The following is a 26,890-nucleotide window of genomic DNA, read 5'->3' on the forward strand; positions in this document are numbered from 1 at the left end:
ATCAGGACATTAGCGCCAGTTCCGGAATCAGCATCTGAACGCATGGCACCGCTGGCGACGGCGGGCTTGGCCCCGCCAGCGCCGGCCTGTACAATCATAGGGTGAATGCAGGAGGGCGCGGATGCGGCTTGATCGGGTTCTCTGTCATTGGAGGGTTTGGGGCTTCCTCGCCGTCATGGCGCTTTGGCCGCCTGCGGTATCGGCCGCTCCCATCACCCCCGAGCGCATCAGCACCGCCCTCTCCAAACTCGAAGCGCTGGCCGAAGGCGCTGTCGCCAACGGTGCCGTGCCCGGGCTCGCCATCGCGGTCGTGCATGACGACAAAGTGGTGTTCCTGAAGAGTTTCGGGCATCGCGAAGCCGGCAAGCCGGAGCTTGTCGACGCCGACACGGTGTTCCAGATCGCCTCGCTGTCCAAGCCGGTCTCCGCAACCGTCGTTGCGGCGCTGGTCGGCGAGGGGGTTTTATCGTGGGACTCGAAGGTGGCCGATCTCGATCCGGCCTTCCGGCTGGCCGATCCCTATCCGACCGCCGAACTCACCATCCGCGACCTGTTCGCGCATCGCAGCGGGCTTCCTGGTACGGCGGGAGACGACCTCGAGGACATCGGCTACGACCGCGCCACGATCCTTGGTCGCCTGCGCTTCGTGCCGCCGTCGTCGAGCTTTCGCGCCGGCTATTCCTACTCCAATTTCGGACTGACCGAGGGCGCCATCGCCGCTGCCAGGGCGACCGGCAAGTCCTGGGAGGAGGTCGCCGAGGAGAAGCTCTATCGGCCACTGGGAATGGCCTCGACCAGCTCCCGTTATGCCGATTTCCTCAAGCACGCCGACCGCGCAGCGCTCCACGTCAGGCTCGATGGCGTCTGGACCGCGAAGATCAAGCGCAATCCGGATGCCCAGGCGCCCGCCGGCGGCGTCAGCTCCACCGCGCGCGACCTTGCGCAATGGGTGCGCCTGGTGCTGAGCGACGGCGTCCATGACGGCAAGCCGCTGATTGCCGCCGACGCGCTCGCCCAGACCCATGTGCCGCTGATGACGCGGGGCAAGAACCCCGTCTCCGGTGGCGAATCCTTCTATGGCCTCGGGTGGAATATCGAATTCGGCCGCCACGGTCTGAGCTGGGGCCATGCCGGCGCCTTCAGCGTCGGCGCGCGAACCCTGGTGACGATATTTCCGCACGAAAAGCTTGGCATCGTCATCCTCACCAACGCCTTTCCGACCGGCGTGCCGGAGGGGCTGTCCGACTGTTTGGCCGATCTCGTGTTCGACGGCAAAGTCGAGGGGGATTGGATCGCGGCCTGGAACGGGATCTATGGCGGCCTTTTCGGCCCGGCGGTCGAGGCCGCCAAGGCCGCCTATGCCGCGCCGCCGTCGCCGGCAAGGCCGGCTCGGCCGGCCGACGCCTATGCCGGCCGCTATGCCAGCGACTTCATCGGCGATGCGGTGGTGTCGGGCGCCGGCGACGGCCTGCTGCTCAAGCTCGGGCCGTCAGGCGCGCGGTCCTATTCGCTGGCGCATTTCGACGGCGATCGCTTCGTCACCTTCCCCGACGCCGAGACGCCGGACAGGCCCGCCGGCGTCAGCTTCGCCATCGGCCCCGACGGCAAGGCCACGGCGATGACCGTCGATTTCCTCGACGACAATCATCTTGGCACGCTGCAGCGCGTCGGCGACTGATGGCGAATTACTGGCAGCCTTAGACTCTGTCCTTACGCCGAAACACGCGAAGATCCATCTCGTGCCAACGTGTCATCACCTTTTCCTCGAAGCGATCGATTTTGAATTTAACGCAATCCGTGCCCTCGATCAGGAAGGTATCGTCCTTGGATGCAACATCCTCCAGGAATTGAAGAGACTGAGCGGCAAGGTTGACTTCGCCACTCAGCCCCGAAGTTTGACCGATCAATTGGTAAAAGGTGAACATTGCGTAGCAATAATTGTCGAAGGTCTCGAACTCTGAGAAGTCCGCGACGTCACATTCATCCAAGGTCATTGCGGGGTAGCTGTATGGACCCTGAGTAATGCCATTCGTGTCTCGCCTTATGGCCTTGGACATAGTGGGCAGATAGAGGGGTTTGGTGGCGCCGACCTCCTCCAGCACGGAGGTACTCCACTCCCAGCAGCTCATGTATCTGTGATCGAAGGCCTCGCGCAGCACGCCATCTTCGTCTGGCAGCCACAAGTTATGTTCTCGCTCGGCGTCGATTAGCTGGTAAACGTCGAAAAGAAACTCGTATATGAGTGCAGCCACCGTCGCGTTTCGCATTTCTCAACCTTACTGATGTGACCTGGGCTGCGCACTTAGGATTATTGGGTAATTCCTCCATACTGAAGCAGCTTGAAGCAGTCGCCGCTGCCCGACTTCGCTTGCGCCAGCGCCGGCTTCGCCCGGTCTAGCCATTCCTGGTGCGTTTTGGCGTCGGCTTCGATGGCGTCGACCGGGGCGGCTTTGACGAAGCCGCGGCCATGGCTGAACAGCCAGCAGGCGCGGCCGAGATGCCGCCGGGCGCGCTGACGCAAGAGATCGGCATCGTAGAAGATGTCGAGCACCTCCTGCTTGATCTTGCGCTCTTTTTCGGGATCGGCGACCGCTGTCGCCACCGGCTCGCCGCCGATCGCGTCCTGCAGGTCCTTGTAGTCGAGCGCGAGCTGGGTGGTGGCGTATTTGATCTCGCTCTCGTCGCGCACGATGTCGAACCACAGCGTCGGATCGAGCTCGTTGACGACGAAGGAGGATTCGAAATCGCGCGACAGGTTCAGCACATCGAACTCGCCGACGTCGATGTCGCGCTCGACCAGACGGATCTTGTCGACCTGCTTGCCGAGCTCTGCCCCATGCAGACTGACGGCGGTATTCTTGCCGCCGAGATCGGGGCTGATATACGGCCCGCCTTCATCCAGCAACTCGTCGAATTCACCGAGCGACTGGATGACCGGCGTGCCGCGGGCAATGCGGGCGGCGAGCTTGGCCATCACCTGCTGCAGCTCGGCATCGCGCTTGCGCTGGTCCTGGTAGTTCTGCTGGAAGAAGAAGATGAACAGCGAAACGCCGATGCCGATCAGGATCACGCCCAGCTGCGAGAAGATGTTGCGGTAATATTCGAGCAGCTTTTCGCGGTGGCGCACGTCGTCGCGCACGCTGTGGGCGACGCGCAGATTGACAATCAGCGACAGGATCAGCAGCCCCCCGCCGACCAGGATGAGCCCGCCGATGAGCAGGTAGCCATGACCAGTGTTGAAATTCATGTTGTCTCCCCGAAGCCCCGGACGAGGCAGAGTAATCGCATTTCGGTCAAACACCTATGGCTTGAGGAGCCATGGCTGGCGCTCAGTCACACCCCCCTCTGGCCTGCCGGCCATCTCCCCCGCAAGGGGGGAGATTAGCGGCTTCTGCGCCCCGCGCGTCCTGCAGCGTCGGAGATTGGCGAAGCCTGCGCGACATCCGATCTCCCCCCTTGCGGGGGAGATGTCCGGCAGGACAGAGGGGGGTGGGCGGGAACTCGACGTCGACCAAACTGCGACTGCCACGACGAGGCTCGCCATTGACCCCATCGCCCATCCAGCCGATACGTCCGCGAAATACCTTCCGAGAACTGCCATGACCTCAGACGCCAACCTCAAACAACCAGCCACCATCGCCGCCCGCCATCCCGACACCGCCTGGCAGGACGATGTCCGTGCCGGCGTGCGCCACGTGCGCGACCTCGCCTCCCTGCCGCTGTCGCCGGCCGAGCGCGCCGCGGCGCAGGAAGCGGCCGCCAACCATAAGGTGCGCATCCCGAAACCTTATCTCGACCTGATCGACTGGAGCGACCCGGACGACCCGATCCGCGCCCAGGTGATCCCTGCACGCCAGGAACTGGTGGCCACCGAGGGCGAACTCGACGACCCGATCGGCGACCACGCCTTCAGCCCGGTGCCGCGGCTGACCCACCGCCATGCCGACCGCGTGCTCTTGTTCCCGACTTATCAATGCGCGGTCTATTGCCGCTTCTGCTTCAGGAAGGAATCGCTGACCGCGATCGGCCGCGGCTATACGCGCGAAGCCCTGGAACCGGCGCTGGCCTATATCGCCGGGCACCCAGAGATCCGCGAGGTGATCCTGACCGGCGGCGATCCGCTGTCGCTGCCCGACAAGGCGCTGGAAGAGATCCGCGCCCGCATCGAGGCGATGCCGCATGTGCGGCTCTTGCGCATCCACACCCGCGTGCCGGTGGCGCTGCCGTCGCGCATCACGCCCGGCCTCGTCGAGGCGCTGCAGGGCCGGCTGATGGTGACCGTGGTCACCCACTTCAACCACCCCCGCGAGATCACCCGGGAGACCGAGGCGGCTTGCCGGACGATGCGGCAGGCGGGTTTCGTGCTGCTCAACCAGAGCGTCCTGCTCAAAGGCGTCAACGATGATGTCGAGGTGCTGGAGGAACTCTGCCGCGAGCTGATGTATCGGCTGGGCGTCAAGCCTTATTACCTCCACCATGGCGACCTCGCGCCCGGCATGGCGCATCGCCGCACCACAATCGCGCGGGGTCAGGCTCTGGTCGCGGAACTGCGCGCCCGGCTCTCCGGCATCTGCAACCCGACCTATGTCATCGACCTGCCCGACGGCGGCGGCAAGGTGCCGCTGGCGGCGAGCCACGTCGAGGGCTGCGAAGGCCGGCAATGGCGCATTCGCGGTCAGGACGGGAAGGTGAGGAGATATACCGAGGTGCTGGGCGAGTAGGGGAGCCGTGTCGGCAGTCCACGGCGGATGGCACTGCGCCGCTCGCGCTGCGCCGCGATCGGAGCGATCGCCACGCTGTATCAAAAACCTGCACTGTCTACCGATCGCCGTGACGGGCGTCAGGACGATCGCACGTAACGCGCGTCAGGCCTTTTTGAAGCCGGCGGTAACCTCGTCCTTGTGCGCGGCGAAGGCCTCCAGCACCTCCTTCTTCTCGGGCTTCGGAATCTTGAAATGGTCGAGCGTCCGTCCGAGTTCGGCCGCGACCTCATCGAATTCCGCGGGAGAGATGTGCAGGTCGCGGTGAGCTTCTTCGAGGCCGAGCGGCGTCGCGCCGGGCTTGGTGGCGACGAATTTGAGGGGACCGCCCGAAACGTCGCAGACCCACAGCGTGCGCATGAACTTGAGGCCGGGGAGCCGTTCTAGGTTCTTGGTGTGCCATTTCCGCAGCTGCGGGTTCTTGGACTTCTTGCCGACGATCGGGTTCTTCACCAGGGCGTCGCTGAAATGGTCCACCACCGCCGCGATGGCGAACACGCCCCCCAGCCGCTCATAGAGGCTTTTTTCGGGCTTGGTCTGCGCCAGCGCATTGTCGGTGGGCAATAGCGCCGTCGATGCGGCGGCCACCGCCAGCCCGGCGACGACGTTTCGTCTTGTCAAAGCTATTGAAACAGCCGTTTTCATCTCTGGTTTCCTTCGCGTAGCGCCAGAGCAAGCCGCGGCCTGTCTGGCGGCGTCGATGAAGTGAATGTTTGGAACATAGTGCACTTTGCCTTGTCGGCATCGTCTGCAAGGTCAACGAAGCCCTTGCCCGAATTATTCCGAGAGCGGCATTCGGCGATCCGCGCGGCGGCCGGCTGCGTGGCGCTTCTTGGGAACCAGCCTCATCGCCCCGCATTCTATGGGCGGGGGTTGAAGGAGCGCGGCGTGAAGGCTTTGTTGGGAATTGTCGGCGGCTTCGTGCTGACCTTGGCGGTGTTTGCCAGCGGGCTCGCCTTCGCCACCTGGCTGCTGGCCGCCAAGCCGGTGCGTGTGGCGACGCCGGCGATCGGCGTTTCCGAACTCTGGACCAGGGACGCCAAGCCGGTCGATCCGGCCAAGCAGAACCTCGAGCGCCTTCCCGCGCAGCAGGCCGCCGGCGTGCCGGCCGCCGGGACCGCGGCGAAGACGGGGACGCAGACTGCGGCCGTCGTGGCGCCGGCGCAAGCCGCGCCGCAGCCCCAAACCCAGACACAAGCCCAGACGCAGACAGCGGTGGCGCCGGACGCCTCTCAGCCCGACGCCGCTTCGGCTGCCCAGCAGCAAACCGCCGCCGACCTGCCGGCCGCCCATCTCGAATGGTGCGCCAACCGCTATCGCAGCTACCGTCCGCAAGAAAACAGCTACCGTTCCTACAGCGGCGAGCTGCGCCCTTGCATCTCGCCCTATCTCGACCCCGGCCGCACCCCCTCGATCGGCGGGCGTCAGGACAATCAGGACGAGGTGAGCGACGACCAGGCCGAAACGGAAGGCTACGCCACTTCGAGCGACGGTTTCGCGACCACCTATGGCGATCCGCCCGAAGAGGAGCAGGTTTTGAGTGCGGACCCGCAGGCCTCGGCCGACCACGTCGACTACTGCTTCAGCCGCTACCGCTCCTACCGGCCCGAAGACAACAGCTATCAACCCTACGACGGCGGCCCGCGCCGGCAGTGCGAGTAGCGCCGCCACGAAAGGCCGGCGCGAGGCGCCCCCCTCTGTCCTGCCGGACATCTCCCCCTCAAGGGGGGAGATCAGATGTCACGTCGGCTTTCGCCAATTATCGGCGCAGGAACGCAGGCGCCGTAGCCGCCACTGCCAATCTCCCCCCCTGGGGGGGAGATGTCCGGCAGGACAGAGGGGGGCGCCTCGCGCCGTACCATTCCAGTTGGCTTCGCATGGCCACCACCACCACAACCACCACAACCCGTTACCCGGCAGACACCATCCTGAAACACGTCGCCATCTCGCCCGCCATAGCTGCGAAACGCTCAACCTGCATGGTCGCGCATGTCAGAATTCAGGAGAAGTATGTTTATGACCCCCGACCAGATCAGGCTTGTGCAGGATACGTTCCGGCAGGTCCTCCCGATCCGCGTGGCCGCCGCCGCGTTGTTCTATGACCGCCTCTTCGCGATCGACGACAGCCTGCGCAATCTGTTTCCGGCAACCGACATGACCGGCCAGGGCGCCAAGCTGATGGCGGCCATGGGTTTCGTCGTGCAGGGGCTGGAGCGCGCCGAGACCATCCTGCCCACCGTGCGCGATCTCGCCCGGCGCCATGTCGGTTACGGCGTCGAGGAGCGCCACTATCCGGTTGTCGGCGAGGCGCTGATCGACACTCTGGCCACCGGCCTCGGCAATGCCTTCACGCCGGAGGTGCGCGAAGCCTGGGAAGCGGCCTACGGCCTGCTCTCCGGCGTCATGATCGCGGCCGCGCGCGAGGTCGAACTGGCGGCTTGAAGCCAGCGCCTCTATCTCTCCCCTTGCGGGAGAGAAAGCGATTTCAACACCTTAGCCGTTAGAAATCGCAAGTGAGGGGAAAAGCGCCGCCTTTGACTAAGAGATGCCAGCGCCCTGCGAAATCCCCTTCCTGGCATTTTCCAGGCACTTGGCCGGGGACAAGACGGCTAGAAAAGAGGATAGACGCCGCGTTCCTTCGCGCCCCTCTCTGTCCTGCCGGACATCTCCCCCCAAGGGCGGAGATTGGCAGCTTCAGCGCCGGCTCTCCCTTTCAACGTTGGAGATTGGCGAAGCCCTAGCCGACATCCGATCTCCCCCCTTGAGGGCCCTTGAGGGGGAGATGGTCGGCAGACCAGAGGGGGGTGCCTCGCACCGACGTCTCAGGCCTCAGCCCACAACCTTCCCCGGATTCATCAAATTCCCCGGATCGATCAGCCCCTTCACCATCCGCGCCAAATCCCGCTTCACCGGATCGGCATAGCGCTCATAGGCCTCGCGCTTCTCCAGCCCGACGCCGTGCTCGGCCGAGAGCCGCCGGCCGTCGCCGCATCCCGCTCGAACTTCGCAAACCTCGCCTAAGCCCAACCCTGTTGGCTCCCACTTCTTTGCTGCCGAGGTAGGCCGGGTCGCCGGCTTCCCAGTGGTGGCGCGCTCCAGTGAATTTCGGGCTCACCGCGTCGGCGTTGGCCGCCGCCAGCCAGTCGTCCTTGTCGATCGTCGGGCGATTCATGGCGTGCGTCATGCATCTCCAAGCAGCAACAGCGCGCCGATTGCCGCGCTTGCCCTTGATGCTCGCTTGCTGATGCTGCGGCACGACTTTGCAGGGAGCCTACCTCCTTGCAGGGGGAGCAATCGCACCTGGAACAATGTCGGTGTTTTGCGCCACCTTGATCCGCCAGCCCGCTTGTTCTTCCTTCACAACCAGAAGCAGAATGCCTTTTCGTGTTCCGGCGGGTGAGCCGTCCGGGGCGGATGCACCGGTCAAGGTCCATGCATAGTGCAGCGATGCGAGGCCTGGAAACAGTTCCACGACCGACGAGACGACACCCTCCAGCCGGCTGTCGCGAAACATCGTTTTATGAGTTGCGCGGTGCGCCTCCTCGATCTCGGCGCGGTTCTTCCACCACATGCCCACGACATTGACGAAATGCGCATCCTCGCAGAACAAAGCTGCGAAGTCGTCCATGTCATGCCTGTTCCAGGCATCGGCAAAGGCAGTCGCGACATCTTCGGCTTTGCTGACCGCCATGACAAGATCTCCCTTGCTCTCCGCCAGGCCTGCGGTTGGACGATAGCGGCATCGGCAGGCACTGTCACCGCCCGCCACAAAACTTAGCCGCGCCACTTCCTTAACGCTCCCGACCCGCAAAATTAACCATTTGTTAACCATTGCGCCGGCACCCTTTAACCATTGAGTAAGGATTCGTCTGGCCGTGACCTTCGCCGCCCCTTTGCACAACAAATCCATCCGCTTCCGCGCCCGCTCGTTCGTCGCCTTCACGTTGACGCCGGAGGCGCCGATCGACGAGTGGCTGCAGGGGCTCGATCACTGGATCGCCAACTCGCCGGGCTATTTCGCCGGCCGCCCGGTGGTGCTTGATCTGAACCTGCTAAAACCGGGGCCGGAGGAAATCGCCGCCCTTGTCGGCGTGCTCGGCTCGCGCGGCATCCGCGTCTATGCCATCGAGCTCGAAGGTGCCGAGCTCGGCCCCGAATTGCCGCCGCTGCTCGCCGGCGCCAAGGAGGCGACCGCCGAGGGGCTGCTCGGCCGGGCGGCGCGCAAGGCGAAAGCGGAAGAGATCACGGTCGAGACCGCCACCGTCGAGGAGGTGGCCGCCCAGGTGAGGGCGCCGCAGGAGGAACTGGTCGACGCCGAACTGGCCAGGCTTGAAGCGGTCAGTGCCGAACCCGCAAGGCCCGAACCGGCGATGCCGGGGCAGGGCGCCGAGCCGGTGCGGCACGAGCCTGCCGCCGGCACGCTGATGATCAAGGCGCCGATCCGCTCCGGACAGTCGGTCTTCCACCCGCATGGCGACGTCATCGTGCTGGGCTCGGTCGCCTCCGGCTCCGAAATCGTCGCCGGCGGCTCGATCCATGTCTATGGCACGCTGCGCGGACGGGCCATCGCCGGCTCGGAAGGCAACGTCTCGGCGCGCATCTTCTGTCGCAAGAACGAGGCCGAACTGCTCGCCGTCGACGGCTGGTACACCACAGCCGAGGAGATGGAAGGCGTCTCGCGCGGCAAGGCGGTGCAGGCCTTCCTCGACAACGATGCGCTGTGCGTGGTGCCGCTCGGCTGACGCGCAATCTTCAGACCGGTTTCGCGTGGCAAAGTGTGCATGTCGCCCAAAAGTATGCAGCGGTTTTGGGTGAACGACATGCACCAAACAAGAATTACGGGTCCCGCCGTGCCCGGCACGGCCAGTAAATAAAAATCGCCAATGGAGGCTGGATATATGGGCAAGGTAGTCGTGGTCACTTCGGGCAAGGGGGGCGTCGGAAAGACGACCTCGACGGCCGCGCTCGGCGCAGCCGTGGCCAAGACCGGCAAGAAGGTGGCTCTGGTCGATTTCGACGTCGGCCTGCGCAATCTCGACCTCATCATGGGTGCCGAGCGCCGCGTGGTATTCGACCTCGTCAACGTCATCCAGGGCACTGCAAAACTGTCGCAGGCGCTGATCCGCGACAAGCGGCTGGAGACGCTCTACCTGCTGCCGGCCTCGCAGACTCGCGACAAGGACGCGCTGACGGAAGAGGGCGTCGCCGAGGTCATCGCTCGCCTGCGCTCGGTCTTCGACTATGTCTTCTGCGACAGCCCGGCCGGCATCGAGCGCGGCGCCCAGCTTGCGATGCGCTTCGCCGACGAGGCGGTCATCGTCACCAACCCGGAAGTGAGCTCGGTGCGCGACTCCGACCGCATCATCGGGCTGCTCGACGCCCGCACCATGAAGGCCGAGCAGGGCGAACTGGTCAAGAAGCACGTGCTGGTCACCCGCTTCGACGCGGCCCGCGCCTCGCGCGGCGAGATGCTGTCGATCGACGACGTATTGGAGATCCTGTCGACGCCGCTGCTCGGCATCATCCCGGAAAGCCAGGATGTGCTGAGGGCCTCCAACCTCGGCGCGCCGGTCACGCTGTCGGAACCGCTCAACGGCGCCGCAAAGGCCTATATCGAAGCGGCACGGCGGCTGGAAGGCGAGGACCTGCCGGTGGTCGTCCCCTTCGAGCGCAAGGGTTTCCTCGAAAGGCTTCTCGGAAGGAGGGCGGCATGAGCATCCTCGACCTCTTCAAGCGGCGCACCAGCGCTCCCGTCGCGCGCGAGCGGCTGCAGCTGCTTCTCGCCTACGAGCGCCAGAGCCGCGGCCAGCCCGACCTCGTCTCCGTCCTGCGCGAGGAGATCATGGCCGTCATCGCCAAGCATGTGCAGATCGACCAGGACTATCTCCAGGTCTCGATGGAGCGCGGCGCGACCATGTCGACGCTGGAAATCGACATCCAGATCCCCAACAAAAGCGCCGTGCCCCTGGCGATGGCTGGGTGAAGCTGCCGATCTCCCCCCTTGTGGGGGAGATGCCCGGCAGGGCAGAGGGGGGCGCTGTCCCGCCAGCGTTGCCGTATTTTCTCGATACCCCTCGCGAGGATTCTTAGTTGAAGTCCATCTGGACCCGATCGAGGTAGCGCTCTACGGCGCCCCCCTCTGTCCTGCCGGACATCTCCCCCACAAGGGGGGAGATCAGATGTCGTCGCCGCTTTCGCCAATCGCCAACGTTGCAGGAATGGCACGGCGCTGAGGCTGCCAATCTCCCCCCTTGCGGGGGAGATGCCCGGCAGGGCAGAGGGGGGTGTTTCGCGCCAACCTTGGCCACTTCCCTTGCAAAGAAAGCCATCACTCCGGCCGATACAACTCGTCCATGCTGAGCGCCGCCATCTCGGCGAAGGGCGCCTGCTTCTTCACCCTGCCATGCTCCAGGATCACCAGGTCGTCGCAGAACGAGATGGTCGAGTGGTGGTGGCTGATGACGATGGTGGTGCGGCGGCCGGCGCGTGATTTCAGCGTCTCGACGATCGCCGCTTCCGACAGCCCGTCGACGGCATTGGTGGCCTCGTCGAGGATCAATATGTCGGGGTCGCGCAGCAGCGCCCGCGCCAGCGCGATGCGCTGTCGCTGCCCGGCCGACAGGTTGACGCCGCGATAGCCAACGACGGTCTGGTAGCCCTGCGGCAGGGTTTCGATGAAGCCGTGCGCCTCGGCGAGTTCCGCCGCGCGGCGCGCCTCTTCCGCGCTGGCGCTGTCCTTGCCGTAGGTGATGTTGTCGAGGATCGTGCCGTCGACCAGTTCCAGCTCCTGGCTGGCCAAGGCGATGTGGCGGCGCCAGTCGGTAGGATCGATCTCGCAAAGCGGGGCGCCGTCGACGAGGATCTGGCCCGCGTCCGGCTCGACGAAGCGGCAGAGCAGGTTGACGATCGTCGTCTTGCCGGCGCCGGAGCGGCCGATCAGCGCCGTCGAGCGGCCGCTTCTGATATCGAAGCTCGCCGCATGCAGCACCGCGGCGCGCTGCTCCTCATTGGCATAGCTGAAGCTCACGCCCTCGAAGGCGATTCTTTCGCTCAGGCCTGCGAACGGTCGGCTGCCCTCCGGCGGCGCCGGCTTGCCATGCGGATCGAGCAGCCAGCTCACCTCCTCCAGCGAGCCGGAAAGCCCCTGCAACTGGCTCCACGTCATCTGCAGCGCCCTGACATGCGGCTGCAGCCGGTAGAGCAGGATGAGGAAGGCCGCGACCAGCGGAAAGCTCAGGCCAGCCAGCCAGGCGCCGATCACCACCGCCAGGAACAGCATGGCGTGCAGCACCTCCGTCAGCGGCGCCAGCGCGCCCTGGCGGCTGGAGAGCAGGAAGGCCGCCCGGCGCACGCCGTCGGAGGCCTTCTCGAACGCCGCCTTCTCGCGCGCTTCCTGGCCGAAGATGCGGATCAGCCGGCCGGCATGCACCAGATGCAGCATCTGCGAGGCCAAAGCGCTGTTGCGCGCCGAAACGCTGCGGCTCGGCGCCCTCAGATGCGCCGAAAGCGCCATATGCGCCGCCTGCACCAGCGCGAGCCCGAGCATCACCAGCAGCGTCATCTGCCAAGACAAGAGCAGCAGGAAGCCGAGCAGGATCAGCGCCGCCGAGGCGCTGACGATCGCGCCGAGCATCCCCTGGATGGCGTCCGACGCGCGCCAGGATTCGTTGGCGATGATGTTGAGCAGCCGCCCAGGGCTCTGCCTGAGGAAGAACGGATATCCGACGCTGAGCAGGCGCTCGGCCAGCGCGCCGCGGATCGACTGGCTGGCCTTGCCGTAGATATGAGCGGTCAGCACCGAATTGGCGAAGGCGAGCAGGTTCTTCAAGAGGATCGAGCCGAGGATCGCGGCCGAGATGGCGATCAGCCGCTCGCGCTCGCCGAGCCCGGCGCCGACCTTCTGCAGCAGGGCTGAAAGCCCGGCCATGCCGGTCGCCTCGCCATGCCCCATGATGATGCCGAGCAGCGGGATGATCAGCCCGATGCCGAAACCTTCGAGCGCCGCGCTCGCCAAGCCGAGCACGACGACGGCGGGCAGCAGGGCGAGCTGACGGCGGCCGAGGGCGCGTCGGAGCATCGACAGGGTCGGGGTGTTGCGTCCGGTCATCGCGCGCCGGCCTCGGCCTCGGTATCGGCGGCCGTCGGGTTCGGGCGCTGTTGCCGTCGCGGCCGTCCGGCAAGCACCAGAAGAGCGAACTTCGCCGCGCCCGCCAGATTCATCAGCACGATCGGCCAGTGCGACAGCCTGAGCTCCGGGTCGAAGCGCGGGCCGCCCATGATTTCGCGCAGCGCCGCCCGCGCCGCCCAGTAGAAATGGCGCAGCAGCCATGGCGCCCGCCAGAGATGCTTCAGGCACAGCGCGCCGTTGCCGAAATGATAGTCGCGGTGCAGCCGGTCGATCGCCTTGCGGTCGCGCCGTCCATGGTGGTGGAAGATCGTCATGTCGGGCACGTATTCGACCGGCATGCCGGCAAGCATCGCCCGCACAAGATAATCCGTGTCCTCGGCCGAGCGCAGCGCCCCGCCGGCGCCGAAGCGCTCGTCGAAGGGACCGATGCTGGCGGCGACCTCGCGGTGCATGGTCATGTTGCAGCCGAGCACGAAACCGCCCGGATGGACGGCGGGCGTCAGCCGCTCGCGCTTGTCGCAGCGCTTGATGGTGAAGGGCAGGTCGGCGGCGTCGCCGAGCTGGACGCGGCCGCCGCGGATCAGCCATTTCTCGCCGCTCGCATAATGCCTTTCCAGGTCGACGAGATAGTTGCGGTCGAGCCGGCAGTCGTCGTCGACGAAGACCAGCACGCGCCCGCGGGCGCGGGCCAGCCCGGCATTGCGCGCCGCCGCCAGCCCCGGGCGGGTCTCGAACATCGCGGTCAGCGGGATGTCGCCGATCGCTGCGATTCGCGAAAGATATTGGGCCGTGCCGTCGCGCGAGCCGTTGTCGACCACCACCAGCTCGGCAGCGAAGCCTGGATGCGCCCGGCAGGCGGCGCGGATCGAGTCGATGCAGGCCTCCAGCACGCCGACGCGGTCGCGCGTGCAGACGATGAAGGAGACCTGGGGCCGCTGCTTCGGCGGGGCGGCTGCAGGCGCGCGGGCGCGCGACAGCGGATGGTGCGCGGCGTTCATGTCGAGAGCTCCGCGCCGAAGCTGCCGATCTCCCCCCTCGTGGGGGAGATGGCCGGCAGGCCAGAGGGGGGCGCGAAGGAACGCCAGCCCTCGGGATTGGCGTGTTCCAAATCACGATTGTCGTGCGACCAAAATTTGACAGGTCGGCGGGACAGCACCCCCCTCTGTCCTGCCGGACATCTCCCCCTCAAGTGGCAAGATTGGCTGTCGCGCCGGCTTTCGCCAATCGCCGGCATCGGTAAGTAGGCGCACCCGCAAAAGCTGCCGATCTCCCCCCTTGAGGGGGAGATGCCCGGCAGGGCAGAGGGGGGTGCCTCGCGCATCACCCTCATGCCGCCTCTACCTTATAGGGCGCGAGCACGGAGGCCGCCGGCCTGGCCTTGGCGCAATAAGCCAGCCAATCCGCCTGCTTGCCGACCCACATCGAGGCCTGGCTGAGCCAGGGCGCCCAGGCGCCGGGGCTGAGCGCGTATTTCTCGCGGCGGCGGATGGCGTTCCATTTCGCGGTCCGCGTCAAAAGTTCATGGGTCAGCGCCGGCCGGCCCTCGTCGTTGACGAGTTGGTAGAGGAAATAGAACAGGTTCAGCGCGCCCGCCTCGAAGCTTGGCCGCGACGCATCGGGCAGGGCAGCGATCCGCTGTTCCAGCGTCCGGATGAAATCCGCCGCCCGGCGCACGGTGTCGAAGGAGACCTCGCCTCCGATGGCGCGCAGGTCGCGGGCGTCCTCGGCAAGACCTTCGCGCTCCAGATTCTCGGCGACGATCCTGAGGTGGGTGCGCCGCATCTCGCGCAGGTGCCGGCTGGTCACGCTGCCGGTGTGAACGCGGTAGACCAGCAGGCTCTCCGCCATCATCGCCGTCGGGTAACGGTCGGCGAGCCGCCGGAAGAGGTCGAAATCCTCGGCGTGGCGGTAGCTGCCGTCGTAACGGAGGTCGGCCTCTGCGATGACCTTGCGGCTGTAAACCACGGTCGGATGGATGAAGATCGTGAAGAACTTCGACAGAACCGGGAGACCGAATCGGAACACCGGATCGAGCCGGCCGCGGGCGATGCGGCCGTGCTGCAGAATGTCGACGACCGCGCCGCAGAAGCCGAGTTCGGGCCGCGCCGCAAACAGCGTCGCCTGGCGCGACAGGCGCCAGGGATAGGCGAAGTCGTCGGCATCCATGCGCGCGACCAGTTCGCCGCGCGCGACCGCCAGCCCTTCGTTCAGCGTGGCGACGAGGCCCCGGTTCTCGCGGGAGATGATGGAGACGCGGCCATCGGCCTTGCGGCAGCGCTCGAGGATCTCCAGCGATCTGTCGGTCGATCCGTCATCGATGGCGATGACCTCGAGCCGCCCGTAATCCTGCCGCAGGATCGACTGGATCGCGGCGGCGATGTAAGGCTCGGCATTGTAGACCGGCAGCAGCACGGAGATCAGGGGCAGCGCGGCGCTCGCCATCAGCGTCTCGCCTCCGTTCGCTGCAGGTCGAGCGCGCTGCCGCCAGCCGTGCCAATCCATTTGCTTTCGTGCCCGCCGCGCGTGCTCGGCCGCGCCACATAGGGGAAATAGCGCTTGAGGCTGTTGAGCGGCCTCTCGGCGAGAAACCAGGAGAGCGAGGCGGCTACCAGCGTGGCGGTGCCCGCGACCAGCAACCGGCCCGGTCCCTGTTCCGAAACATTGAGCGGGATCCACGGCTGCGCCTTGACGGCGTATGCCAGGAGGATCGGGTGATAGAGGTAAATGCCGTAGCTGATGCGGCCGACAAACAGCAGCGGCCGCCGTTCGGCCAGCCAGCCGAGCGTGCCGCGCAGGCCGTGCGAGCACATCGCCACAATCGCCATCATCGGCACCAGCGGCAGCACCTGGACCAGCAGCCAGCGCGGCCATTCCCATGCCGAGCTCGCCGGCCCCGGATCGGACCAGACCACGGCGAGGAACGCTGCCGCGAAGGCCGGCCAGCCGCGCCGCATCCATCGCGGCACGTCGGCGCCCCGGGCGCGGCGCACGGCAAGCAGGCCGCCACAGGCGAGCGCGTCCATCGAGGCCGGCGGCAACAGGTCGCGCGCGAGTGCCGGAACGGCGGTGATCGGCCAGTAGAAGCGGTAGGCAAGCGAGAAGGCTATGGCCCCGATGGTGATCGCCTCGATGCGTTTGCGCGGCGCCAGCAGCATGATCACCGGCCAAGCGACATAGAACTGTTCCTCGATGCTGAGGCTCCAGAGATGGCAGAGCACCCATGGCGTCCAGTCGTTGCGCAGCGCGTACCAGAAGTTCGAGAGGTAGAGCGCATGCCAGGTCAGCGAGGATCTTGACTGCTCGAGATCGGTGAACCAGACGAGCCCCAGCACCGCGAAATAGGGCGGGAATATCCGGATCGCGCGCCTGACATAGAACGAGCGCAGCGCCGGTCCGGCTTCGAATGCGGCCGCGTCGCGCGCCTCCAGCAAGAGGCGCGTGATCAGGAAGCCGGAGAGCACGAAAAACAACCGCACGCCGAGATGGCCGAGGAAGGAGGTGCCGCCGGGTGCAAGGAAATGGGCATAGAGCACCAGCGACACGGCCACGGCCCGCAACGCGTCCAACTGGGTATCGCGCCTTTCGCCCATCACACGCTCGCCTCGCCGATCCCAGGCTCGAAATCGGTGCCGCTCAGCGGAAGCCCCAAGCTGGTCAACTCCTCCACCGCATATTCGCAATTGCTAAAGGATTGGAACGAGAAATGCTGCGCCGCAACACAAAATGTTTGCCGCGTTGAAATAGAACTGTGAAGCATGGCCAGAAAAAGAACCGGATATCGCCATTGTTTCGCCTCTTTCGGCGGAAGCGCATCAATCCTCAAGCAAATGTGAGAGGGGAGAGCCCCGATCTTGCAAATAGGTGCATGCACGAGGCGCCGTCGGAAGCCTGCACAACTTTGCCGGGCAGGTCGGTAACAATCGGCAATTCTTCTTGTCGCTCTGGATTTATCGCGAGAATCTCACAGAGCTGAATTTCAAGCTGTTGTGCGATGCGGCAGAGCCGCGGGGTTTGCCACGGACGCCGCGACTCAAGCTGAGCGACGCTTGCCGGCCGCCATTGCAGGGGGCATGGCCGTCGCCTTCGGTGCGGCCCTCACCACAGGCAGGTTGTGCCGCCTGGTTGACGCCCAAAAAGCGCTTGCGGTTCTCGCCAGGGCGACTTTCATCGAAACAGGGACTTGAAGCGCGTTGCCTGATCCGTTTCAGTGCTGCGCGCGCTGGAAGGGGCGGACGCGCGATCGCGACAGACCACATCCGATGGTTGAATTAGGACTAAGGTCTGATACCGATCCAAATTTAGTCTGATCAAACAAGACAAGGGTCGTGGGCCACTTCCCCGCGACGCGTCAATTGGGGATGCTTATGTCGCGGCAGTGCCAGTGGGGTAGTTCGGCCGAGGGGCCGGAAGGCTGGCATGGGGAGAATGGGATGCGCATACCGCGCATGGGCTGCAGATTCGTTCTGCGCGCGCTGGCCGCGCTTGCGTTCGCTATTGCCCCATTTCATCTCTCCCTCGACGGCCCCGCGGTGACCAAGGCCTATGCCGACAAAGGCGGCAATGGCAATGGCAATGGCGGCGGCAACGGAAACGGTAACGGCGGCGGAAACAACGGGAACGGAAACGGCAACGGCGGATCCAACGGAAACAGCAACAACGGCAACGGCAACACCAGCGGCAACAGCAGCGCCAAAAGCACGAGCAGCAGCACCGCCGATGTCGAAGATCATGTGACCGCCGCGACCGGCGACAAGGTCGAGGTCAGCGCCAACAGCATCGAGGTCACGCATCGAAACGGAATGAAGGAGACGATCGAGAACGGCCGCTTCAGGATGGAGGACAAGTTCGGACGCACCATCGTCGAGCGCAGGGCCACCGTGGCGGATCTCGATCGCCTGAAGAGTTTGTGAGAGCGAGGTTCTATCTGGATTTAGATCTTAAGGGACCAAAAGCCAGCGCTGCAAAATCAGGTTGCCACCTTTTGCTTCGTCTCTTTGGTCCTGATCGTCTTACGACAGAACTCCCGCTGCTCACCTTGCCCCCGCCTTTTGGCGGGGGTACTTTTTTGGGCCCTTGAATGATGATCGGGGGCGGACCTTGGCGCAGGCCCCAACCGGGGAGAAATCCATCTGCGCAATCAAAGTGCTACGGCGTTTTCTTCGCGTCCGAGTGGATGCGTGCGCCGTTACCGTGCCGCGGTTCATTGCTGCGACCGCGCAGTTCTCGCACTGTCAGTGATAATGAATTGCCGGCTGATTTCAAGCGGTTTGGCTAACGCGGCGTTAAGCCGGGCGCCTGCCGGTGCCAAGCTGCGCAGCTGCGACATAGGTCCCCAAACGGTGGCCAAAAAGGTCCGACCCCCTATGGCAAGGGTCGTGGGCCGCTTTCGTAACCTTACCAAAGCGTGAATCCTTTCCGGGTCGAGACCCCGGTTGCGCCTTGGCCGGGCTGGGAGCGGAACTCCGGCACGGCCGAGGCGGATCGGCATGAGAAGGACAGATGCGCCAACCGGCATTCACTCGGCTTGCCTGGTCAACGCTGCTTGCCGCAGCGGCGCTGGCGCTTGCCGTCGCGCCGGTCCTGCCTGACGGCGCGACCAAGCTCGTCGTGGCGACGGCCTTTGCCGGCAACAATGGCAATGGCGGCGGCAACGGCGGCGGCAATGGCAACGGCAACGGCGGAAACAATGGCAACGGAGGCAGCAACGCCAATGCCGGCCCCGGCAACAACAGCGGCAAGGGCAACACCAATCCTGGCGGCAAGGCGAGCCACGTCAACGCCGCGACAGGCGACGTGGTCGAGATTGTCGGCAACAAAATAACGGTCATCCACCGCAACGGCATGAAGGAGGAGGTCGACAACGGCCGCTTTGAGATGACCGACGCGCTCGGCCGCACAATCGTCGAGCGCAAGGCAACACAGCAGGATCTGAAACGTCTGCTGAACTTGTGAAGATCGAAGAGAAGTTACCCCCTTTTCCCGGTCTTCACTTGTCACCCCCGTCTCCGGAGGCGGGGGTGATTGTTTTGGGGAGAGGGAATAGTGAAGGGAGTGGTGAATGGTTAATAGTGAATAGTGAATAGTGAATAGTGAATAGTGAAAGATTTTAGGGGTGAGGCCTTTGGCTATGAGCTAGATCATTCACTATTCACTACTCACTACTCACTACTCACTACTCACTATTCACCATTCACCATTCACCATTCCCTAATTCCTCTCCTTCGCCTCATGCATCAGCAGCGCCGCTTCCGTGCGGTTGCGCACGTTGAGCTTGGCCAGCACCCTGGTCATGTGGTGCTTGACCGTCTTTTCCTGCAGCGACAGCCGCGACGCGACCTCCTTGTTGCTGAGGCCTTCCGCCACCAGCCTCAGGATCTCGGCCTCGCGGCCGGTGAGCTGGCTGAGCGGGTCCGGCTTGCGGCCGGAGGGCTGCAACAGGTCCGAAAGGAGCCGCGCCGACAGCGTCGGCGAGACGTAGCTCTGGCCGTTGGCGACGTCGCGCAGGATCTCGGCCAGCGATTTGGAGCCGACGCCCTTCAGCACATAGCCGCGCGCGCCGGCCTTCAGCGCCTGGGCGACGTCGCCATTGGTCTCCGACACCGTCAGCATGACGATCTTCTGCTCGGGCATCGCCGCAAGGATGCTGGCCAGCGCATTGAGACCGCCGCCCGGCATGCTGATGTCGAGCAGCAATATGTCGGGCGTGCTGCCGCGCGCCAGCTTTTCGGCGTCCTCGGCGCTGGCGCCTTCGCCCACAAGTTCGAAGCCGCCGATCTCGCCGAGGCTGCGCGCCACGCCCTCGCGAAACAGCGGATGATCGTCGACAATGGCAATACGGATCGGTGCGGTCACGGCTGCTCCTCGACAGACAATGTGATTACGAGTCTCGTTCCCCCCGAGCCCGACAGCGTTTCGAACTGCCCGCCGATGCTCTCGATGCGTTCCCTGAGACCCGCGAGTCCCAGGCCCTCGCTCCGGCCTGGATCGAAACCAGGACCGGTGTCCATCACCTCGACCACCAGCTTGCCGCCCTTTGTGGTGGCTCGCACCTGCTGACCCTTGCCCTTGCCGTGGCGATAGGCGTTGTTCAGCCCTTCCTGCACGAAGCGATAGATGCTGATCTTCTCCGAGGTTCCGAGTTCGGGCAAGCGCTCGGGCAGGGTTAGCAACACTTTGGTGTCGGTGCGCCGCTCATGCTCGGCCACCGCCAGCCGCAATATGTCGGTCACCGCCTGGGCCTCGATCTGCGGCAGCACCAGCCCGTTGCAGATGCCGCGTATCTCGCGCATCGCCTCGCCGAGCGTCTTGTGGATGCCGGCGATCTCGGCCTCGCGCTGCGGTTTCGGCGTGGCCGGATCGACCAGCACCGGGCTGTCCATCCTGAGCGCGGCGAGCGCCACCAGCTGCGCCGGGCCGTCATGCAGGTCGGCGCCGATCCGCCTCAGATAGCGCTCGTTGAGGGCGGTGGCGCGGCGCGAGGCGCGCTGCACGCGCTGGCGCAGCGAAGAATTCTGCGCCAGTGCCGACTGCAGCTCGGCAACCTTGGCCTCCAGGGCCGTCCGCTGCGTGGCGATGGTGCGGCTGCCGCGGAAGACGATGCCGGACAGCAGCGCCAGCGCCGTCAGGGTGGCGGCGGCCACCACCAGCCACGTCCACCACAGCGCGGAGTTCAGCGTTTCCTGGAAATCGTCGGCGACTTCGTAGAATTCCGACACCGCCACCACTTCGCCCGACCACGGCTCGCGCACCGGATTGTAGATCTCGAACAGCGGCGCCTTCACCGCCTTCTCCTCGGTCGCCTCGGGGTCGTCTCTGAGGTCGTTGTATTCGGCCACGACATTGCCGGCGAAAGCGGAGACGAGATTGGGGTTGGGCGGGAAGGTCCTGCCGATCAGCGCCGAGTCGTCGGAGTAGAGCACCAAGCCGTCGCGCCGCCACAGCTTGAACGAGACCAGCCTCTTTCCCAGCGCGCCCTGGCCGAGCGTCTCGTCCAGCGCGCGCTTGACGGTGTCATCCAGTTCCCGGCTCTTGCGCAGGTCCGGCAGCAGCGGCGCGATCACGCTGTCGACGTAAAGGGCCGTGGTCGTGGCGGAGTTGTGCATGACGCCTGCGCGGATCTGCGCGGTCACCCACAGGCCGACCACGAGCATCACCGCCAGGAGCCCGATGCCGCCTACGATGAGGAACTGAACCGCCAATGACAGCCGGCTCAACTGATCGAAGAGTTTCCTCAAATCCACCCCAGGCATCCACGCCGTCAGATTCTTCCGCGGCGCGGAGAGTATAGGGCCATTGCGGCGATTGCGACACAGACCTTGGTCCGGTCGCTGGCGGACGGTTAACGGCGCTCGCCAATCCGCCGTTGCGCCGGGCTGGTCTGCTCGCCGGCGCAAGGGCGGTTCTGCCAGGGGGATGCTCTACGGAACCGACCCGTCGCTTGCCTGTTATGCGATGGAAGGGACGCTTCCCGCATAGGAGCGATATTGATGAAACGTCTTCTAGTTGCCACGGCGCTGCTGGCCCTGTCCGGCGGTCTTGCATTTGCCCAATCGAGCGGAACCTCGTCGAGCGGATCCACCTCGACCACCACGACGATGCCAACCACCCAGGACACGGACACGACCACAACCAACTCGACGAACTCCGCCAAGGACTGTGCGCCGGGCCAGGAGACCGGCAGCGCGAAGCAGGCCGCCCCTGGCCAGCAGGACGACACAACCGCGAAACAGGCCGCCCCCGGCCAGGTGAAGAAGACGACCGAAGGCTGCTAGGCCAGACAGCTTCGTCGAAGCCGTGGGCGAGCGCCGCCATGCTTCGCTCGCCCGCAAGCGCCAGGCAGCCTCAAGCGCTTAGCATCGATGGAACATTAGCAGATTCTAAGGGTTGACGTTTCTGCGAGGGTGAACAGGAAGCGTTTCCGCGCACACCCTCACAGATCCGGTAGAGGCCGGCCACGCCTAGGCGCGGGTCTCCGGCCGGCCATCAGTGGAGAGCACCATGAACAACATCATCTGGATTGTCGGCGCCATCGTCATCGTCATCGCCATCCTGAGTTTTCTGGGCCTGCGGTAAGGCAGCGCCGGCCCCTGAAACACGAGCGGGGGGTGGCTGAGACCTGACGCCGTCTCACGCCACGAAACCGAACCTGTCGACATCGAACAGGCCCATGTCGGTGAGCTTGAGATGCGGGATCACCGGCAGCGCCAGGAACGCCACCTGCAGGAAGGGCTCTGGGATGGTGCAGCCGATCTTCTGAGTGGCCTCGCGCAATTCGTGCATCGCCTGCGTCACCGTCTCGAAGGGCTTCAGGCTCATCAGCCCTGCCAGCGGCAGCGCGAGTTGCGCCGTGACGCGGCCGCCGTCGGCCACCGCCATGCCGCCGCCCATCTCGATCAGCCGGTTGACCGCAACCGCCATGTCGGCGTCGGAGGCGCCGACCACGGTGATGTTGTGGCAGTCATGGCCGATCGAGGAGGCGATGGCGCCGCGCTTCAATCCGATGCCTTTGACGAAGCCTTTACCGATATTGCCGTTCCTGCCGTGACGCTCGACCACCGCCGCCTTGAGGATGTCGGCCCCGATGTCCGGCTGCAGGGAGTTTTCGGCGATGGGCAGGGCGGCGTCCTCGCGGAAGCTGATGAGAAGTCCGGGCTTGATGACGATCACCGGCGTCTGGTTGCGGCCGCTCGTTGCCTCGATGCGGAAGGCCTCCGGCGTCACCGGCCTGGCCTTCACCGATGACAGGCCGACCGGGTTGACGGCTTTTCGCGTCTTGAACAATTCCGGCGTCACCAGCCGCCCCGCCGCGATCACGTCGCTCACCCGGCAGTCCTCCAGATGCTCGAGCAGCGCGATGTCGGCGCGCCAGCCGGGCGCCACCAGGCCGCGGTCGGCGAGCCCGAAGATGCGCGCCGCCGAATGGCTGGCGGCGCGGTAGACATGATGCACCGGGCAGCCCGTGGCGATGAGGCGGCGGATCGAGGAATCGAGGTGGCCTTCCTCCGCGATGTCGAGCGGGTTGCGGTCGTCGGTGCACAGCGCCACGAAGCTAGAGGTGTCGGCGTCGAGGATCTCGGCCAGCGCCTCGAGGTCCTTCGAGGCCGAGCCCTCTCGGATCAGGATGGCCATGCCCTTGGCAAGCTTCTCGCGCGCCTCGGCGGCGGTGGTGGTCTCGTGGTCGGTGCGGATACGGGCGGCGAGATAGCCGTTGAGCCGTTGGCCCCTGAGCAAAGGCGCGTGGCCATCGATATGGCCGTCGGCGAAGGCGTCCAGCTTGGCGATCATGCCGGCGTCGCCGGCCAGCACGCCCGGAAAATTCATCACCTCGGCCAGGCCGACCACCTTGGCATGGGTGCGGAAGGGCAGGAGGTCCTCCGCTTCCAGCCTGGCGCCCGAGGTCTCGAATGCGGTCGACGGCACGCAGGACGACAGGTTGACCCGCACATCCATGATGGTCTGCTCGGCGCAGTCGAGGAAATAGCGGATGCCTTCCGCACCCAGCACATTGGCGATCTCGTGCGGATCGCAAAGCACGGTGGTGACGCCGTGCGGCAGCACGCAGCGGTCGAACTCGAGTGGGCTGACCAGTGAGGATTCGATGTGGAGATGCGTGTCGATGAAGCCCGGCACCGCGAAGCGGCCGCGGCCGTCGATCACCCGCTCCGCCTCGTAGCGCGCATGGGTGCCGACGATGCGGTCGGCGACGATGGCGATGTCGGTTTCGGTCACCGCGCCGCTGACGATGTCGAGCAGCCGCACGTCGCGGATCACCACATCGGCGGGAACCTCTCCGGCGCCGGCGCGGATCATGCGGATCAAAAGCTCTCTCGAATCCATCGGGGCTCCCGTCTGAAAGAGCGTTCACGCTCGCTCCAAGTAAGGAGACGGTCAAGGGGCAGGCCGGAAGCAGCCATTTACTGCACGAGGGACACAGCCGTGCATCTGCAGGCAGTGTTCGCTGCTTACACGTCACTTTCCCTGAAACGTTCGTGAGATGATCGCCGACAGTTTTTCGGCTAGCCGCCGAGGCCGCTTCGGTGAGCCGGTGAGCGCCAGATGCGTTTCACCCAACTGCGGCAGCTTCGCGCTCGCCAACGCCCTGATGTGATCTGTCAGCGTGCTTTCCGGCAATACGCCGATAGCGACGCCGGCGGCGATTGCCGCTCGAACACCTGAAATGCTCTGGCTGGTGCAAACGACCTGATACTCCAGTCCGGATTTCCGAAGCAGGTCGAGACAGCGTTCCCTCCACCAGCAAGTCTTATCGAACAGCGCCACCGGCAGAGGCCGACGGTTCTCCACATTGTGGAAGGCGGAGCCGGTCCACACGGCGCGTTCGCTATGAACAATGACGTCGTTTTTGGAGACGCGCTCGGGCGAGTGCAGGGCGAGATCCAGTTCGCCGGCAGCCAGTGCACGTGGGAATTCCATGCTTGAACTGCAGCGCACGAAAATGCGAGCTGTGGGCTCCGCTTCGGTGAAGGTGGCCAGGATAGACGGAAGAATCGTGTCGCCATATTCCTCGGGAATGCCAAGGCGGATCTCTTGCTCGTCTGGCGCTTCGCGCAGATCGGTTGCCACCTGATTCAGCATTTCGACAACGTCGCGGGCGACGGGTAGCAGCCGCTCGCCGGCGGCAGTCATCGCAACTCCCCGGCCATGCCTTTCGAACACCCGCTGTCCGAGGGCAGCCTCCAGCTTTTGCACCTGGAGGCTGACTGCGGACTGCGTTCGGTACAGCCGCGCCGCGGCGCCACTGAGGCTCCCCGCCTTGGCCACAGACAAGAACGTGCGCAGCAATTCGCTGTCCAGTTGGGTACGGTTGCTATCGCGTGCGCTCATAGCTGATATTTATGCTATTCGTTTCATTTATGGAAGCCGGACTGGTAGTTGTGGCACAAAAGGTGATGCCATGACGGTTGCGGTTCCGCCGCTTCAAAGAAAGCACCTCTTCTGGGCGACAGTCCCTATTCTGACTTCTGCTGTCGCTCTGATGTGGCCGCAAAAGGTCACTGCGACGCTGCATTTTGTCGTGCAGAGTTTCATGGACGTCGCATTGTTGATCGCCTTGGGGCTGGTCATCTCGGCGTGGGCCGCGGCTAGCGGAGCGGCGACAGTTACGGCACGATGGTTCAAGGGACGCCCTGTCGCGACGATCTTGATGGCGTCGGGAATTGGTAGCGTAATACCCGTGTGCGGCGTAACGGTGCTGCCGCTCACGACTGGCCTTCTTGCATCCGGCGTTCCGCTTGCACCCATCATGGCATTTTGGGTTTCCTCTCCAATTACAGGTCCCACCATGCTCGCCGTGACCTGGGCGCTGCTAGGCCCTGGGTTCGCCATTGGAAAGTTGGTTGCGGCTTTCGCGCTTGGAGTCTTTTCGGGCGCGATAACAGCTCTCCTTGCCCGTACGCAGATGGTGCAACATCCGCTACGGTCACAAAAAAGCATGAGTGGACTGTGTGACACCTGCACGCCGGCGGGCCTCTCTTTCAGGATTTGGCGAGACCGGGCGCGTATGCGTGCATTTGGAACAAATCTTGTCTCTACAACAAGAACTGTCGTTCTTTGTTTGACGTTTGCCTTTTCAGCTGAGTTTCTGCTGAGAGACTTTCTGCCGTCTGATGCTCTTGCCGCTTATGTCGGCGTAAACTCCAGCTATGCCATCCCGCTTGCGGTGCTGGTCGGCGCGCCGATGTATCTCGATGGCCTTGCCGCACTGCCTCTAGTCCAAGGTTTGCTTGATCTCGGCATGTCACCTGGTGCTGCAATGGCGCTCCTCGTTTCAGGCGGCGCGGTTAGCATCTGGGGTGTCATGGCTGTCGCACTGGTCCTCAGGCCGTCAACGATTGCGTTGTTCGTGGCGCTCGCGGTTTCCGGATCATTGGTCATCGGCTATGTCTTCCAAGCGCTCTGGACGCTCTTGTCTTGATTGTCGCCATCGGAGCGGGGGTGGGGTTCACAACTATCGGGCACGCGGAAGCGAGAGGGCACTCAAGCTGCCTTCGGCCAGAACAGCCAAAGCAGCGCCAGCGCCGCCAGCACCCAGACCGCAACCATGAAAGCCAGGCCGGCCTTGCTGACCGGCTTGTCGCGGCGCGCGGCCTGGTCGCGGAATTCCTGCATAAGGTCTCCCGGGACGAGCTTGACGGCGAGCATGATGCCGAGCGGCACGATCACTAGGTCGTCCAGATAGCCGATGACCGGGATGAAATCAGGAATGAGATCGACGGGGCTCAGCGCATAGGCCGCGACGGCGCCGGCGGTGGCCTTTGCATACCAGGGCACGCGCGGGTCGCGCGCGGCAATCCACAGCGCCACGACGTCGCGCTTGACCCCGCGCGCCCATCGCTTCGCTGTATCGAGAGCCGACATGTCGTCTATATACGGATGCGCAAGCCGTCAGGCCAACTGTCGCAGGACAATCCGTGGCCCGGGTGGCTCTGACATTCCGCCGGCAATCCGTCAGCTGCAGCAAGCCTCGCTCGCGGCCGAGCAACATGATCTGCTCGCCTTCTGTTCTTCCAGCCAGCGGTCGCGCGGCTTGCAGCTCGCCGGTCGCGGCGACAGTTCGACTTCGACGGCGTTCCCGACCAACATCGGCTGACCTGCCCGGTACAATTCCATCGGTCGGACACCGTCGCTGACTTCGAAGGTGAGCTTGGCGGACTGGTCGAGGGCGACGTGATCGGACACCTTACGGATGATCGCGGCGAACTTGCCGGCCTGCATGTGGACAGGCCCGCCTTCGTCCACGTCCCATAGCTGGACGAAGATTTCCGACCAGGACTCCGGGTTGGCGCCGCAATCCAGTGCCGAGAACTGTCCAGCCTTGACTTCGGTCACATGATAGCCAGGCTTCACTGGCCGGCCATCATAGTGGAACACCAGCGGGCTGTCCTTGACGTCCGCCAGCGCGTTCAGCAGATCGCCGATAGTCAGGTCGGAGGGATCCGCCGGAAGGGCAGGGGTGATTTTGCGGTTGTCAGGAGAGAGCATGTCG

The 26,890-nt window shown here is 64.8% G+C and carries 27 protein-coding genes; 11 read left to right on the forward strand and 16 right to left on the reverse strand.

What is annotated here, in order from left to right; translation table 11 throughout:
* The first annotated feature begins 121 nt into the window (after positions 1 to 121).
* Positions 122 to 1,678: a serine hydrolase gene (locus EN818_RS10655; RefSeq protein ID WP_095808829.1), complete on the forward strand. Its 1,557-nt coding sequence runs from the start codon at positions 122 to 124 to the stop codon at positions 1,676 to 1,678.
* 19 nt (positions 1,679 to 1,697) lie between these two features.
* Here EN818_RS10655 and EN818_RS10660 read toward each other — a convergent pair whose 3' ends face one another.
* Together EN818_RS10660 and EN818_RS10665 are read right to left on the reverse strand one after the other, a co-directional pair.
* On the reverse strand, positions 1,698 to 2,252 hold the full coding sequence (locus EN818_RS10660; protein ID WP_245454801.1) for a hypothetical protein: 555 nt from the start codon (positions 2,250 to 2,252) through the stop codon (positions 1,698 to 1,700).
* Between the two features lie 56 nt (positions 2,253 to 2,308).
* Complete coding sequence (locus EN818_RS10665; RefSeq protein WP_095808830.1) at positions 2,309 to 3,247, reverse strand: hypothetical protein; 939 nt, start codon at positions 3,245 to 3,247, stop codon at positions 2,309 to 2,311.
* A gap of 352 nt (positions 3,248 to 3,599) precedes the next feature.
* On the opposite strand from EN818_RS10665, the gene EN818_RS10675 reads away from it, so the two are divergent.
* Positions 3,600 to 4,721 carry a KamA family radical SAM protein gene (locus tag EN818_RS10675; protein ID WP_095808831.1) on the forward strand — a complete coding sequence of 374 codons (1,122 nt, stop codon included), beginning with the start codon at positions 3,600 to 3,602 and terminating at the stop codon, positions 4,719 to 4,721.
* A gap of 144 nt (positions 4,722 to 4,865) precedes the next feature.
* Here EN818_RS10675 and EN818_RS10680 read toward each other — a convergent pair whose 3' ends face one another.
* Positions 4,866 to 5,405: a group 1 truncated hemoglobin gene (locus tag EN818_RS10680; RefSeq protein ID WP_095808832.1), complete on the reverse strand. Its 540-nt coding sequence runs from the start codon at positions 5,403 to 5,405 to the stop codon at positions 4,866 to 4,868.
* A 243-nt stretch (positions 5,406 to 5,648) separates the two neighbouring features.
* Here EN818_RS10680 and EN818_RS10685 point away from each other — a divergent pair, with 243 nt between their 5' ends.
* The gene (locus EN818_RS10685; protein WP_135904464.1) at positions 5,649 to 6,422 is read left to right on the forward strand and encodes a BA14K family protein; all 774 of its coding nucleotides are present in this window, start codon (positions 5,649 to 5,651) and stop codon (positions 6,420 to 6,422) included.
* Between the two features lie 354 nt (positions 6,423 to 6,776).
* Entirely contained in the window at positions 6,777 to 7,202 is a 426-nt protein-coding gene (locus EN818_RS10695; protein ID WP_095808833.1) for a globin family protein, read from the forward strand.
* 387 nt (positions 7,203 to 7,589) lie between these two features.
* Here the strand turns inward: EN818_RS10695 and EN818_RS10705 are convergent, their stop codons facing one another.
* Entirely contained in the window at positions 7,590 to 7,787 is a 198-nt protein-coding gene (locus tag EN818_RS10705; protein WP_245420620.1) for an FAD-linked oxidase C-terminal domain-containing protein, read from the reverse strand.
* 244 nt (positions 7,788 to 8,031) lie between these two features.
* Positions 8,032 to 8,592 carry an SgcJ/EcaC family oxidoreductase gene (locus EN818_RS10710; protein ID WP_245518816.1) on the reverse strand — a complete coding sequence of 187 codons (561 nt, stop codon included), beginning with the start codon at positions 8,590 to 8,592 and terminating at the stop codon, positions 8,032 to 8,034.
* Positions 8,593 to 8,635: 43 nt separating this feature from the next.
* Here EN818_RS10710 and minC point away from each other — a divergent pair, with 43 nt between their 5' ends.
* The 3 genes from minC to minE all read left to right on the forward strand — a co-directional run bounded on the left by minC (position 8,636) and on the right by minE (position 10,743).
* On the forward strand, positions 8,636 to 9,502 hold the full coding sequence (gene minC / locus EN818_RS10715; RefSeq protein ID WP_095808836.1) for a septum site-determining protein MinC: 867 nt from the start codon (positions 8,636 to 8,638) through the stop codon (positions 9,500 to 9,502).
* Positions 9,503 to 9,658: 156 nt separating this feature from the next.
* Entirely contained in the window at positions 9,659 to 10,474 is an 816-nt protein-coding gene (gene minD / locus EN818_RS10720; RefSeq protein WP_095808837.1) for a septum site-determining protein MinD, read from the forward strand.
* Positions 10,471 to 10,743, forward strand: a complete 273-nt coding sequence (gene minE / locus EN818_RS10725; protein ID WP_095808838.1) for a cell division topological specificity factor MinE — start codon at positions 10,471 to 10,473, stop codon at positions 10,741 to 10,743. Before minD ends, minE begins: the two co-directional genes overlap by 4 nt.
* 345 nt (positions 10,744 to 11,088) lie before the next feature.
* Here the strand turns inward: minE and EN818_RS10735 are convergent, their stop codons facing one another.
* From EN818_RS10735 to EN818_RS10760, 5 genes are all read right to left on the reverse strand, one after another.
* Complete coding sequence (locus tag EN818_RS10735) at positions 11,089 to 12,867, reverse strand: ABC transporter ATP-binding protein (RefSeq protein WP_095808839.1); 1,779 nt, start codon at positions 12,865 to 12,867, stop codon at positions 11,089 to 11,091.
* Positions 12,864 to 13,886 (reverse strand): glycosyltransferase, encoded by a 1,023-nt coding sequence (locus EN818_RS10740; RefSeq protein ID WP_095808840.1) that lies wholly within the window; start codon positions 13,884 to 13,886, stop codon positions 12,864 to 12,866. Before EN818_RS10740 ends, EN818_RS10735 begins: the two co-directional genes overlap by 4 nt.
* Positions 13,887 to 14,214: 328 nt before the next feature.
* A complete protein-coding gene (locus EN818_RS10750; protein WP_095808841.1) occupies positions 14,215 to 15,330 on the reverse strand; it encodes a glycosyltransferase in 1,116 nt (371 codons plus the stop codon).
* Positions 15,330 to 16,478, reverse strand: a complete 1,149-nt coding sequence (locus EN818_RS10755) for an acyltransferase (RefSeq protein WP_095808842.1) — start codon at positions 16,476 to 16,478, stop codon at positions 15,330 to 15,332. Before EN818_RS10755 ends, EN818_RS10750 begins: the two co-directional genes overlap by 1 nt.
* A complete protein-coding gene (locus tag EN818_RS10760) occupies positions 16,478 to 16,711 on the reverse strand; it encodes a hypothetical protein (protein WP_095808843.1) in 234 nt (77 codons plus the stop codon). The genes EN818_RS10755 and EN818_RS10760 overlap by 1 nt, the downstream gene beginning before the upstream one ends.
* A 607-nt stretch (positions 16,712 to 17,318) precedes the next feature.
* Here EN818_RS10760 and EN818_RS10765 point away from each other — a divergent pair.
* Complete coding sequence (locus EN818_RS10765; RefSeq protein WP_129552854.1) at positions 17,319 to 17,798, forward strand: hypothetical protein; 480 nt, start codon at positions 17,319 to 17,321, stop codon at positions 17,796 to 17,798.
* A 589-nt stretch (positions 17,799 to 18,387) separates the two neighbouring features.
* Positions 18,388 to 18,840: a hypothetical protein gene (locus EN818_RS10770; RefSeq protein WP_095808847.1), complete on the forward strand. Its 453-nt coding sequence runs from the start codon at positions 18,388 to 18,390 to the stop codon at positions 18,838 to 18,840.
* 255 nt (positions 18,841 to 19,095) lie between these two features.
* On the opposite strand, the gene EN818_RS10775 is transcribed toward EN818_RS10770, so the two are convergent.
* Both EN818_RS10775 and EN818_RS10780 read right to left on the reverse strand, forming a co-directional pair.
* The gene (locus EN818_RS10775) at positions 19,096 to 19,740 is read right to left on the reverse strand and encodes a response regulator transcription factor (protein ID WP_095808848.1); all 645 of its coding nucleotides are present in this window, start codon (positions 19,738 to 19,740) and stop codon (positions 19,096 to 19,098) included.
* On the reverse strand, positions 19,737 to 21,137 hold the full coding sequence (locus EN818_RS10780; protein WP_095808849.1) for a sensor histidine kinase: 1,401 nt from the start codon (positions 21,135 to 21,137) through the stop codon (positions 19,737 to 19,739). Before EN818_RS10780 ends, EN818_RS10775 begins: the two co-directional genes overlap by 4 nt.
* A 237-nt stretch (positions 21,138 to 21,374) precedes the next feature.
* Here EN818_RS10780 and EN818_RS10785 point away from each other — a divergent pair, with 237 nt between their 5' ends.
* Positions 21,375 to 21,659, forward strand: coding sequence for a hypothetical protein (locus EN818_RS10785; RefSeq protein WP_095808850.1), 285 nt, complete (start codon positions 21,375 to 21,377; stop codon positions 21,657 to 21,659).
* A 355-nt stretch (positions 21,660 to 22,014) separates the two neighbouring features.
* Here EN818_RS10785 and ade read toward each other — a convergent pair whose 3' ends face one another.
* Positions 22,015 to 23,724, reverse strand: a complete 1,710-nt coding sequence (ade, locus tag EN818_RS10790; protein WP_095808851.1) for an adenine deaminase — start codon at positions 23,722 to 23,724, stop codon at positions 22,015 to 22,017.
* A 132-nt stretch (positions 23,725 to 23,856) separates the two neighbouring features.
* Complete coding sequence (locus EN818_RS10795; protein WP_189523786.1) at positions 23,857 to 24,687, reverse strand: LysR family transcriptional regulator; 831 nt, start codon at positions 24,685 to 24,687, stop codon at positions 23,857 to 23,859.
* On the opposite strand from EN818_RS10795, the gene EN818_RS10800 reads away from it, so the two are divergent.
* On the forward strand, positions 24,659 to 25,819 hold the full coding sequence (locus EN818_RS10800; protein WP_245518817.1) for a permease: 1,161 nt from the start codon (positions 24,659 to 24,661) through the stop codon (positions 25,817 to 25,819). The two genes, EN818_RS10795 and EN818_RS10800, sit on opposite strands and share 29 nt — an antisense overlap.
* A 62-nt stretch (positions 25,820 to 25,881) precedes the next feature.
* Here the strand turns inward: EN818_RS10800 and EN818_RS10805 are convergent, their stop codons facing one another.
* The gene (locus EN818_RS10805) at positions 25,882 to 26,262 is read right to left on the reverse strand and encodes a YkvA family protein (RefSeq protein WP_095808854.1); all 381 of its coding nucleotides are present in this window, start codon (positions 26,260 to 26,262) and stop codon (positions 25,882 to 25,884) included.
* A 90-nt stretch (positions 26,263 to 26,352) separates the two neighbouring features.
* Positions 26,353 to 26,886 (reverse strand): DUF6428 family protein, encoded by a 534-nt coding sequence (locus EN818_RS10810; protein WP_095808947.1) that lies wholly within the window; start codon positions 26,884 to 26,886, stop codon positions 26,353 to 26,355.
* Positions 26,887 to 26,890: the final 4 nt, after the last annotated feature.

The organism is Mesorhizobium sp. M3A.F.Ca.ET.175.01.1.1 (assembly GCF_004791945.1).
Taxonomy (GTDB): Bacteria; Pseudomonadota; Alphaproteobacteria; order Rhizobiales; family Rhizobiaceae; genus Mesorhizobium.

Excerpts from the sequence above, each read along its gene's own strand:
- EN818_RS10655 (WP_095808829.1), top strand. The coding sequence starts at position 122 with ATGCGGCTTGATCGGGTTCTCTGTCATTGGAGGGTTTGGGGCTTCCTC.
- EN818_RS10665 (WP_095808830.1), bottom strand. The coding sequence starts at position 3,247 with ATGAATTTCAACACTGGTCATGGCTACCTGCTCATCGGCGGGCTCATC.
- EN818_RS10675 (WP_095808831.1), top strand. The coding sequence starts at position 3,600 with ATGACCTCAGACGCCAACCTCAAACAACCAGCCACCATCGCCGCCCGC.
- EN818_RS10680 (WP_095808832.1), bottom strand. The coding sequence starts at position 5,405 with ATGAAAACGGCTGTTTCAATAGCTTTGACAAGACGAAACGTCGTCGCC.
- EN818_RS10695 (WP_095808833.1), top strand. The coding sequence starts at position 6,777 with ATGACCCCCGACCAGATCAGGCTTGTGCAGGATACGTTCCGGCAGGTC.
- EN818_RS10710 (WP_245518816.1), bottom strand. The coding sequence starts at position 8,592 with ATGGTTAACAAATGGTTAATTTTGCGGGTCGGGAGCGTTAAGGAAGTG.
- minD (WP_095808837.1), top strand. The coding sequence starts at position 9,659 with ATGGGCAAGGTAGTCGTGGTCACTTCGGGCAAGGGGGGCGTCGGAAAG.
- minE (WP_095808838.1), top strand. The coding sequence starts at position 10,471 with ATGAGCATCCTCGACCTCTTCAAGCGGCGCACCAGCGCTCCCGTCGCG.
- EN818_RS10735 (WP_095808839.1), bottom strand. The coding sequence starts at position 12,867 with ATGACCGGACGCAACACCCCGACCCTGTCGATGCTCCGACGCGCCCTC.
- EN818_RS10740 (WP_095808840.1), bottom strand. The coding sequence starts at position 13,886 with ATGAACGCCGCGCACCATCCGCTGTCGCGCGCCCGCGCGCCTGCAGCC.
- EN818_RS10750 (WP_095808841.1), bottom strand. The coding sequence starts at position 15,330 with ATGGCGAGCGCCGCGCTGCCCCTGATCTCCGTGCTGCTGCCGGTCTAC.
- EN818_RS10755 (WP_095808842.1), bottom strand. The coding sequence starts at position 16,478 with ATGGGCGAAAGGCGCGATACCCAGTTGGACGCGTTGCGGGCCGTGGCC.
- EN818_RS10765 (WP_129552854.1), top strand. The coding sequence starts at position 17,319 with ATGCGCATACCGCGCATGGGCTGCAGATTCGTTCTGCGCGCGCTGGCC.
- EN818_RS10770 (WP_095808847.1), top strand. The coding sequence starts at position 18,388 with ATGCGCCAACCGGCATTCACTCGGCTTGCCTGGTCAACGCTGCTTGCC.
- EN818_RS10780 (WP_095808849.1), bottom strand. The coding sequence starts at position 21,137 with ATGCCTGGGGTGGATTTGAGGAAACTCTTCGATCAGTTGAGCCGGCTG.
- EN818_RS10785 (WP_095808850.1), top strand. The coding sequence starts at position 21,375 with ATGAAACGTCTTCTAGTTGCCACGGCGCTGCTGGCCCTGTCCGGCGGT.
- ade (WP_095808851.1), bottom strand. The coding sequence starts at position 23,724 with ATGGATTCGAGAGAGCTTTTGATCCGCATGATCCGCGCCGGCGCCGGA.
- EN818_RS10805 (WP_095808854.1), bottom strand. The coding sequence starts at position 26,262 with ATGTCGGCTCTCGATACAGCGAAGCGATGGGCGCGCGGGGTCAAGCGC.
- EN818_RS10810 (WP_095808947.1), bottom strand. The coding sequence starts at position 26,886 with ATGCTCTCTCCTGACAACCGCAAAATCACCCCTGCCCTTCCGGCGGAT.